The sequence below is a fragment of the Bacillus sp. A260 genome, assembly GCF_009861435.1.
In the GTDB taxonomy this organism is placed as follows: Bacteria; Bacillota; Bacilli; order Bacillales; family Bacillaceae_G; genus Bacillus_A; species Bacillus_A cereus.
The window spans coordinates 231,288-240,000 of the sequence record NZ_CP046398.1; the positions used below are offsets into that span (position 1 = coordinate 231,288).

Consider the following 8,713-nt stretch of genomic DNA (forward strand, 5'->3'; position numbering starts at 1 on the left):
CATTCTCTTTTTTTATTTCTATAATTGTGCATACTACATAATAGTTATGATAGAAAAGGGGCTGTTATATGCTTGTAAGGCTTGGTTACGTTGCGATGAGTGTGCATTTGAAGAATGCATCTCCATCTCAAACGATGACGTATGCACAGTTTCAGAAATTAGATGATCGTGATGCTGCAATTCGTAAGCTTGAAAGAATTGCTAATTCCAATTTAGAAAATTGTTTACGTTTATTAAAGCATAATAAAGGGCATGACATATCTTTCTTTCGGCTCAGTTCAAAGCTCATTCCTTTAGCGAATCATGAGGAATTGCTAGAGTGGAACTATATTCGTCCGTTAAAAGAAAATTTAAAAAAACTAGGTGAATATGCAGTTCATATGAATATGAGAATTGATTTCCATCCAGATCATTTTGTTGTACTAAATTCACCTGAAGAGAGTGTTTTTAAACAATCTGTAAAAACATTGCAGATGCACAAAAAATTATTAAAAGGCATGGGGATTGAACATAAGCAACGATGTGTACTGCATGTTGGAGGAGGATATAAAGATAAAGAACTTGCATTAGAGCGCTTTATAGAGAATTGGTCGAATGTCCCAAGGGGTATTCAAGAAATGATTATATTAGAAAATGATGATACAACCTTTACGTTAGAGGAAACATTATATTTAGGAGAAAAATTAGATATTCCCGTCGTATTTGACTTGCATCACCATATGATGAATAATGAGCAAGAAGATTGGTATGAAGATTGGGCACGTGTTGTTCATACGTGGGAAACGTCTTTGTTGCCGATTAAAATGCATATCTCTAGCCCTAGAGAGGGAAAAGATCCAAGAGCTCATGCAGATTATATTAATGTAGACGCATTTTTATCTTTTTTAAGAAGGATAAAGGGAAGTGTTCCGCAAATTGATTGTATGATTGAGGCGAAGATGAAGGATGAGTCTTTATTTCAATTAATGAGAGATTTAAGTGAACAAGTAGATGTAGAAATTATCGATGGTGCAAGCTTTTATATTAAATAAGCTTTGCACCATCGTTTTTTTTTGTTAAAAAAGGGGTTAAAATGCCACCGGTTATTAAACCTGTTAAATGACTGATCGGATTGGCAGAAGGGTTAAAGAAAGTAAATAGCAGTAATAGAAGTATCATAATTGAGAAAATGGCAATTTCTTTTGGTTTTGAAGAGCGGTATCGATTGTACAATAAAAATAACTGTGCACCTAATAGTCCGAAAATACCACCTGATGCACCTGCGTGAATATATTCAAGCGGCATAATAATATAAGAAGAAATATTTCCAGAAATTCCAGAGAGAAAAAATAGAATAAAAAAAGAAAAGTGTCCGAGTTGCTTTTCGATAGAAGAACCAAGAGCAAACAAAAAAATACTATTAGAAAGAAAATGTTGTAAGTCTACGTGTACGAGAAGAGAAGTTATGACACGCCACCATTCTCCTTTCGCGATATATTCATTAGAGGCTGCCAGTGGTAAGAGAAAAAAGTCGCCTAATATCATCATGACTAAATGAATAAGCAGTAAGGTAAGAATAGTCGGTTGTAAAGAAATATGAGTGGATCTTATTAGCATACGGTTACTATCACCCCTTTTGCATCAGAAAGATTCTCTGTTATTCTTATCAATATGAAAGAAGAAAGTTAAATAGAAGAAGGGGATTTTGAAATGATTATAGGGATTGGTATCGATATTATTGAATTAAATCGTATTGAAAAAATGCTAGATGGAAAGCTTAAATTTATGGAACGTATTTTAACGGAAAATGAACGTAATGTTGCTATGGAGCTGAAAGGAAGTCGCCTTACAGAGTTTGTAGCTGGAAGGTTTGCAGCGAAAGAGGCGTATTCAAAAGCTGTAGGTACTGGTATCGGAAAAGAAGTGAGTTTTTTAGATATTGAAGTGAAAAATGATGAAAGAGGTAAGCCAATTCTGATTACAAGTACAGAGTATATTGTTCATTTATCAATTAGTCATAGTAAGGAATTTGCTGTTGCTCAAGTTGTTTTAGAAAGCTTGTCACGCTAGTCTGCATATTTTATATCTTTGTCTCATATATTTGAGGTAGCGATAAGGAAGGTACATCTTCCATTCATTTATAGGGGCAAAGGGGCTGAATTGATGAAAAGGCGTCTGTTTTTAGTTCTTGTCGGTTTGTTGACCGTTTTTGTGTTGGCGGGTTGTATGGAAAAGAAGCAAGATGATGTCGTGAGAGATTTAGAATCAAAAGTAAAAGGGATGAAAAGTTATCAAGCTGAGGCAAAATTATCTATTAAAACAGGCAATGAGCCTCAAGAGTATAACGTAGAGATTTGGCATAAGGAACCGTCTTTTTATCGTGTGAATTTAAAAAATGCAAAAAAAGATCAGAGCCAAATTATTTTGAGAAATGAAGAAGGTGTATTTGTATTAACGCCAGCACTTAATAAGAGCTTCCGTTTTCAAAGTGATTGGCCGCAAAATAGTAGCCAGGCTTATTTATATGAATCACTTGTAAGAGATATTTTGCAGGACAAGAAAAACCTTACTTTTGAGAAAACAGATAAGTATTATATTTTTAAAACAAAAACAAACTATCAACATCAAAATATGTTGCCGAGACAAGAGATTACATTGAATAAGAGCGACTTGACTCCAGTTTCAGTGAAGTTAATGGATAATGATCAAAATGTTCTTGTGAAAGTAGATTTCTCTAAAGTGAAATTCGATGCGAAATTTGATAAAGGTGCATTTGATACGAAACAAAATATGTCTAGAGCGCAGGTAGATGTTCAAACAACAGCGAAAGAAGACAAACCGTTTGCTATTTTGTATCCACTTGATACACCACAAGGTATGACTCTGCAAGATGAAAAAGAGTTGAAGACAGACAGTGGCAAGCGTGCGATACTCACATACACTGGAAATAAGAAATCCTTTACTTTAATACAAGAAAAGGCAAAAGTTGCAGAGGCATCATCAGCGGTAAGTGTAAGTGGAGAACCAGTTGATCTTGGATTTACGATTGGTGCATTAACGAAAGACTCTGTAACGTGGTCGCATAACGGAGTAGAATATATGCTCGTGTCTAAAGGTTTAGAGCCGAAGGAGCTGTTAATGGTTGCTCGTTCAGTTACAGCGAAGCAGGTGAAGTAAACTTCTTAGACGTGGTGATATATGTGCACCACGTCTTTTCTTAGTTTGAAGGTGGATTTCATAAAAGAAGCATATAAAAGAATAAGCTTCGCATATCGTGTATAAGGAAGTGTATTTATGGAAGAAGCACCATTTTACCGTGACACTTGGGTGGAAGTGGATTTAGATGCCATTTATAACAACGTTACACATATTAAAGAGTTCATCCCAAGTAATGTAGAGATTTTTGCTGTAGTTAAAGCAAACGCATATGGGCACGATTATGTACCGGTGGCTAAAACGGCATTAGAAGCAGGTGCAACAAGGTTAGCTGTTGCTTTTTTAGATGAAGCTTTAGTGCTTCGGAGGGCTGGTATTACTGAGCCGATTTTAGTGTTAGGTCCCTCGCCGCCGCGTGATGTAAATGTAGCTGCTGAAAATGATGTAGCGCTAACGGTTTTTCAAAAAGAATGGGTGGACGAAGCAATTAAACTTTGGGATGGTTCATCTGTAATGAAATTCCATATTAACTTTGATAGTGGTATGGGGAGAATTGGAATACGTGAAAGAAAAGAGCTAAAAGAATTTTTAAAGAGTTTAGAGGGTGCACCGTTTTTAGAGTTAGAAGGAGTATACACGCATTTTGCAACGGCAGATGAAGTTGAGACTTCGTATTTTGATAAGCAATATAACACGTTCTTAGAGCAGTTAAGTTGGTTGAAAGAATTCGGAGTGGATCCTAAGTTTGTTCATACAGCTAATAGTGCTGCGACGTTACGTTTTCAAGGGATTACATTTAATGCAGTGCGAATTGGGATTGCAATGTATGGATTATCTCCTTCTGTAGAAATACGTCCTTTTTTACCATTTGAATTAGAACCGGCGCTATCACTTCATACGAAAGTCGCTCATATTAAACAGGTAATTAAAGGTGATGGAATTAGTTATAACGTCACCTACCGAACGAAAACTGAAGAATGGATTGCGACTGTAGCGATTGGCTATGCAGATGGGTGGCTTAGGAGGTTACAAGGATTTGAAGTGCTTATAAATGGTAAAAGGGTACCGATTGTAGGGCGAGTAACAATGGATCAGTTCATGATTCATCTTCCTTGTGAAGTGCCACTTGGTACGAAAGTTACGCTTATTGGAAGGCAAGGAGATGAGTATATTAGCGCTACAGAGGTTGCGGAATACTCAGGGACTATTAATTATGAAATTATTGCAACGATCAGTTTCCGTGTGCCAAGAATATTTATACGGAATGGTAAGGTTGTAGAGATAATTAATTACTTGAACAATATATAGAAGGTAGTATGATTGCTTCTTGTCATTGGAGTGACTGTTCATTGCTGGATAATAAGCTCTTTTTGATGAGAAGCTTTTTACTTATAATCATTTTTTATATAAGTTGCACGTAAGTTTTGAAGAGGAGTTCTATTGTTTTTAGTTAGTTATGAGATAAAAAATTTAAGAAGATGAATGTTTTGTTTGTGAATTGGAAAACATAAGCAAGGAATAAGGAAGTCTTTGCAACAGGCTCCATACAATGGTATTATTACAATAGGTGTCATATATATATTTGGGTGTGTAGTTGACGGTGGAGGTGTATTTTTGTGTCCGAATCAAGTGTAACTACTGAAATCGTGGTTCGGTTGCCAAAGCAAATGGTAACGGAATTGGACGGAATTGGAAAACAAGAGAATAAGAATCGCCATGAACTAATTTGCCAGGCAACACAATTGTTATTGCGTCAACATAAGACGAAGAAACGCTACCAACATGAATCAATGCGACGTGGGTACATTGAAATGGGAAAAATTAATCTTGGTATTGCATCTGAAGCTTTCTTAGCAGAGTATGAAGCAGCTCATACAGTAGAACGCTTAGTTAGCGGGGGGTAATATTTTGATTGTAAAACGCGGCGACGTGTATTTTGCAGACCTTTCCCCAGTTGTTGGTTCTGAGCAAGGAGGCGTTCGTCCGGTTCTTGTCATTCAAAATGACATCGGAAATCGTTTTAGTCCAACGGTGATTGTAGCGGCTATTACTGCACAGATTCAAAAAGCGAAATTACCCACTCATGTGGAAATTGATGCGAAAAAGTACGGTTTTGAGAGAGATTCTGTTATTTTACTTGAGCAGATTCGAACAATCGATAAGCAGCGCTTAACGGACAAAATCACTCACTTAGATGAAGTGATGATGATTCGTGTAGATGAAGCGCTACAAATTAGTTTAGGACTAATAGATTTTTAAATCGGCAGTTTAAGTTGCTCTCTTTGAAGGGCAACTTTTTTTATTATAGAGGAGGTTACGGTTGTATATGGAAATGGTAGATAATCGACAAGCGTTAATGAAAATGTTAGTGAAAGAATTAGGCTTTACCGAAAAGCAAGTTCGTCATGTTATTCAATTAACAGAAGAAGGTAACACAGTTCCATTTATTGCTCGTTACCGAAAAGAATGGACAGGCTCTTTAGATGAGGTGCAAATTCGTACGATTTTAGAGAGATGGCAATATATGATGCAACTTGAAGATAGGAAGGAAGAAGTTCTTCGTCTTATTGATGAGAAGGGGAAACTGACAGAAGAGCTACGACAGCAAATTGTTAAAGCTACAAAGTTGCAAGAAGTAGAAGATCTATATCGTCCATATAAAGAGAAAAGAAGAACGAAAGCGACAGTTGCTAAAGAAAAAGGATTAGAACCATTAGCTGAATGGTTATTGTTATATAAGAAAGAAGATCCGGCTAAAAAGGCAGTGGAATTTATTAATGTAGAGAAAGAAGTGCAATCTGCAGAAGAAGCTTTACAAGGTGCACAAGACATTATTGCAGAAATGGTTTCAGATGAAGCTGCGTATCGTAGTTGGATTCGAAATGTTACTTTTAGAAAAGGTGTTATGTCTTCTTCCGTGAAAGATGAAGAAAAAGATGAAAAGAATATATATGAAATGTATTACAGTTATGAAGAACCATTGCAAAAAGTAGTACCACATCGTGTATTAGCAATGAATCGTGGCGAGAAAGAAGATATATTGAGAGTTGCTGTTGTTCCGCCAGTAGATGAGATAGTAACCTTCTTAAATAAGAAGGTAATTCGTGATAACGATTCGAAAAGTGCACATTATGTACAATTAGCGATTGAAGATGGTTATAAACGATTAATTCAATCTTCAATCGAAAGAGAGATTCGTAAAGAATTAACAGAAACAGCTGAAGAACAAGCAATACATATTTTCTCTGAGAACTTACGTAACTTATTATTACAACCTCCGATGAAAGGGAAAGTCGTGCTAGCGGTAGATCCGGCATATAGAACTGGTTGTAAATTGTCTGTAGTAGATGATACGGGGAAAGTACTACATATCGATGTTATTTATCCGCATCCACCTGTTCGTAAATATGATGATGCAAAAACGAAAGTTCTTTCTATTATAGATAAATATCAAGTTGAAATGATTGCAATTGGTAATGGGACAGCATCTAGAGAAACAGAAGAGTTTATAGTAGATGTATTACAAAGTGTGAACCGAGATGTCTTTTATATTATTGTAAATGAAGCGGGTGCTAGTGTATATTCAGCTTCTGATTTAGCCCGTGAGGAATTCCCAAATTTACAAGTTGAAGAGAGAAGTGCCGTTTCTATTGGGAGACGTCTGCAAGATCCACTTGCTGAACTTGTGAAAATTGATCCTAAATCAGTTGGGGTTGGACAATACCAACATGATGTATCTCAAAAGAGACTGAATGAGTCATTAACATTTGTAGTAGAAACAGCTGTTAACCAAGTTGGGGTTAATGTAAATACGGCTTCGGTTGCATTGTTACAATATGTTTCAGGTTTATCGAAAACTGTTGCGAAAAATATTGTAGCAAAGAGAGAAGAAGATGGGAAATTCACGAAGCGCACGGAATTAAAGAAAATCCCACGTTTAGGTGCAAAGACTTATGAACAATGTATAGGTTTCTTACGTATACTAGAAGGAGCGAATCCATTAGATCGAACAGGTATTCATCCAGAGCAATATAAAAATGTTGAATTGTTATTGAAGAGTCTAGGGTTATCGATAGATGACGTAGGACAACCGCAATTACAAAAGAGATTGGAAGAAGTAGAGATTTCTAAGTTATCTCAAGAAACAGGAGTTGGGGAGCCGACGTTAGTTGATATTATAGATGCGCTTATTAGTCCTGAACGAGATATGAGGGATGAGTTGCCTAAACCACTTTTGAAAAAAGGGATTTTGAAATTAGAAGATTTAAAACGTGGTATGGAACTAGAAGGAACAGTTCGTAACGTTGTTGATTTTGGTGCTTTTGTTGATGTTGGTGTAAAGCAAGATGGTTTAGTACATATTTCTAAACTTAGCAAACAGTTTGTAAAGCATCCGTTAGATGTTGTATCAGTAGGGCAAATTGTAAAAGTATGGGTAGATGATATTGATACAAAAAAAGGACGCGTTGCACTATCTATGTTGCCGATTGAATAGTAAGAGAAGAGAGCAGATGAAACTGCTCTTTTTTTATGAAATAAAAAGTGTAATGGATTATGAGCTTTGATGTATTTTGCTATAATAAAACCAGCATTCATTTAATAACTTAATTTGATACCGGTTTTTTTCGAAATATGCACGTTGCATTTGTTTTTTTAGCCACGTAGGCATAGGAATCCCTCCTTGTTTAATCCTGCTCTCAAAAATCTAAAATGCTATTGATGAGAGGTTGGTGAGTGGATTTCTATTCATGTTTTGTTTTTAGAAACCACGCTTCTTACATGAGGATGGGTATATGTACTATTTAATATATGTATAAGAAGGGAGAAAAGTGTAAAAATATTTTTTTGTTTAGGAGGAATGAGAGTGGATGAGCAAGAAATTCAGCGACTAGTGGAAGAAGTGTCACTACAATACTTTGAGATACCGTTCTTACATAAAGCGGTGTTTAATAATAGATTACGTACAACTGGTGGGCGTTATTTATTGAAGAGTCATAATATCGAACTGAATTATCGATATTACGAATTGTATGGTGAAGAAGAGTTAGTCGGGATTATTAAACATGAGCTTTGTCATTATCACTTACATATTGCAGGAAGAGGGTATAAGCACAGGGACAGGGATTTTCGTGAGTTGTTAAAGAAAGTTGATGCACCACGTTTTTGTAAACGAATGATTAATGAAGAGAAGGAAAAAAAGATTTATAAGTATGAATGTATGGAGTGTTCACTTCAATATGTAAGAAGGCGTCAAATAAATATAAAAAGATATGTCTGTGGAAAGTGTAAAGGGAAACTCAAACCGATATCGAAAACATCTTGACAGTAAAAACGCAATCCAGTATATTATAAACATGTCACGTTTGAACAAGATGTTGTTAAAAACTTCTTGACTTACAGAGAGAATTTTTATAAGATACAAATTGTCTTCATTATTCCGCAGTAGCTCAGTGGTAGAGCTATCGGCTGTTAACCGATCGGTCGTAGGTTCGAGTCCTACCTGCGGAGCCATACAGAGAAGTACCCAAGTGGCTCAAGGGGCTCCCCTGCTAAGGGAGTAGATCGCTAACGCGGTGCG

At 36.1% G+C, this 8,713-nt stretch carries 10 protein-coding genes and 2 tRNA genes (1 of these 12 running past the window's edge); 10 read left to right on the plus strand and 2 right to left on the minus strand.

Annotated elements, in window-relative coordinates; translation table 11 throughout:
* Positions 1-68 precede the first annotated feature (68 nt).
* The gene (gene uvsE / locus GD442_RS01310; RefSeq protein ID WP_000961166.1) at positions 69-1,031 is read left to right on the plus strand and encodes a UV DNA damage repair endonuclease UvsE; all 963 of its coding nucleotides are present in this window, start codon (positions 69-71) and stop codon (positions 1,029-1,031) included.
* On the opposite strand, the gene GD442_RS01315 is transcribed toward uvsE, so the two are convergent.
* Positions 1,024-1,596 carry a rhomboid family intramembrane serine protease gene (locus GD442_RS01315; RefSeq protein ID WP_000908523.1) on the minus strand — a complete coding sequence of 191 codons (573 nt, stop codon included), beginning with the start codon at positions 1,594-1,596 and terminating at the stop codon, positions 1,024-1,026. The two genes, uvsE and GD442_RS01315, sit on opposite strands and share 8 nt — an antisense overlap.
* A 93-nt stretch (positions 1,597-1,689) precedes the next feature.
* Between GD442_RS01315 and acpS the strand changes: the two genes are divergently transcribed.
* From acpS to GD442_RS01345, 6 genes are all read left to right on the plus strand, one after another.
* Positions 1,690-2,049, plus strand: a complete 360-nt coding sequence (acpS, locus tag GD442_RS01320) for a holo-ACP synthase (RefSeq protein WP_000583416.1) — start codon at positions 1,690-1,692, stop codon at positions 2,047-2,049.
* A 156-nt stretch (positions 2,050-2,205) separates the two neighbouring features.
* Positions 2,206-3,156, plus strand: coding sequence for a LolA family protein (locus tag GD442_RS01325; RefSeq protein ID WP_002004297.1), 951 nt, complete (start codon positions 2,206-2,208; stop codon positions 3,154-3,156).
* A 117-nt stretch (positions 3,157-3,273) separates the two neighbouring features.
* Complete coding sequence (gene alr / locus GD442_RS01330) at positions 3,274-4,443, plus strand: alanine racemase (protein WP_000390615.1); 1,170 nt, start codon at positions 3,274-3,276, stop codon at positions 4,441-4,443.
* Between the two features lie 308 nt (positions 4,444-4,751).
* Positions 4,752-5,039, plus strand: a complete 288-nt coding sequence (locus tag GD442_RS01335) for an antitoxin EndoAI (RefSeq protein WP_000004570.1) — start codon at positions 4,752-4,754, stop codon at positions 5,037-5,039.
* Between the two features lie 4 nt (positions 5,040-5,043).
* Positions 5,044-5,394: a type II toxin-antitoxin system endoribonuclease NdoA gene (gene ndoA / locus GD442_RS01340; RefSeq protein WP_000635963.1), complete on the plus strand. Its 351-nt coding sequence runs from the start codon at positions 5,044-5,046 to the stop codon at positions 5,392-5,394.
* Between the two features lie 67 nt (positions 5,395-5,461).
* The gene (locus GD442_RS01345) at positions 5,462-7,630 is read left to right on the plus strand and encodes a Tex family protein (protein WP_000426242.1); all 2,169 of its coding nucleotides are present in this window, start codon (positions 5,462-5,464) and stop codon (positions 7,628-7,630) included.
* Positions 7,631-7,687: 57 nt separating this feature from the next.
* Here the strand turns inward: GD442_RS01345 and cmpA are convergent, their stop codons facing one another.
* Positions 7,688-7,804, minus strand: coding sequence for a cortex morphogenetic protein CmpA (gene cmpA, locus GD442_RS01350; RefSeq protein WP_001143642.1), 117 nt, complete (start codon positions 7,802-7,804; stop codon positions 7,688-7,690).
* Between the two features lie 195 nt (positions 7,805-7,999).
* Here cmpA and GD442_RS01355 point away from each other — a divergent pair, with 195 nt between their 5' ends.
* The 3 genes from GD442_RS01355 to GD442_RS01365 all read left to right on the plus strand — a co-directional run.
* On the plus strand, positions 8,000-8,458 hold the full coding sequence (locus GD442_RS01355; protein WP_071740807.1) for a SprT family protein: 459 nt from the start codon (positions 8,000-8,002) through the stop codon (positions 8,456-8,458).
* 113 nt (positions 8,459-8,571) lie between these two features.
* Positions 8,572-8,646, plus strand: a tRNA-Asn gene (locus GD442_RS01360).
* A gap of 3 nt (positions 8,647-8,649) precedes the next feature.
* Positions 8,650-8,713, plus strand: a tRNA-Ser gene (locus GD442_RS01365); it runs 27 nt beyond the window's last position.

Bases quoted from the DNA above. Each gene is read 5' to 3' on its own strand.
- uvsE (WP_000961166.1), top strand. From the start codon at position 69: ATGCTTGTAAGGCTTGGTTACGTTGCGATGAGTGTGCATTTGAAGAAT.
- GD442_RS01315 (WP_000908523.1), bottom strand. From the start codon at position 1,596: ATGCTAATAAGATCCACTCATATTTCTTTACAACCGACTATTCTTACC.
- acpS (WP_000583416.1), top strand. From the start codon at position 1,690: ATGATTATAGGGATTGGTATCGATATTATTGAATTAAATCGTATTGAA.
- GD442_RS01325 (WP_002004297.1), top strand. From the start codon at position 2,206: ATGGAAAAGAAGCAAGATGATGTCGTGAGAGATTTAGAATCAAAAGTA.
- alr (WP_000390615.1), top strand. From the start codon at position 3,274: ATGGAAGAAGCACCATTTTACCGTGACACTTGGGTGGAAGTGGATTTA.
- GD442_RS01345 (WP_000426242.1), top strand. From the start codon at position 5,462: ATGGAAATGGTAGATAATCGACAAGCGTTAATGAAAATGTTAGTGAAA.
- cmpA (WP_001143642.1), bottom strand. From the start codon at position 7,804: ATGCCTACGTGGCTAAAAAAACAAATGCAACGTGCATATTTCGAAAAA.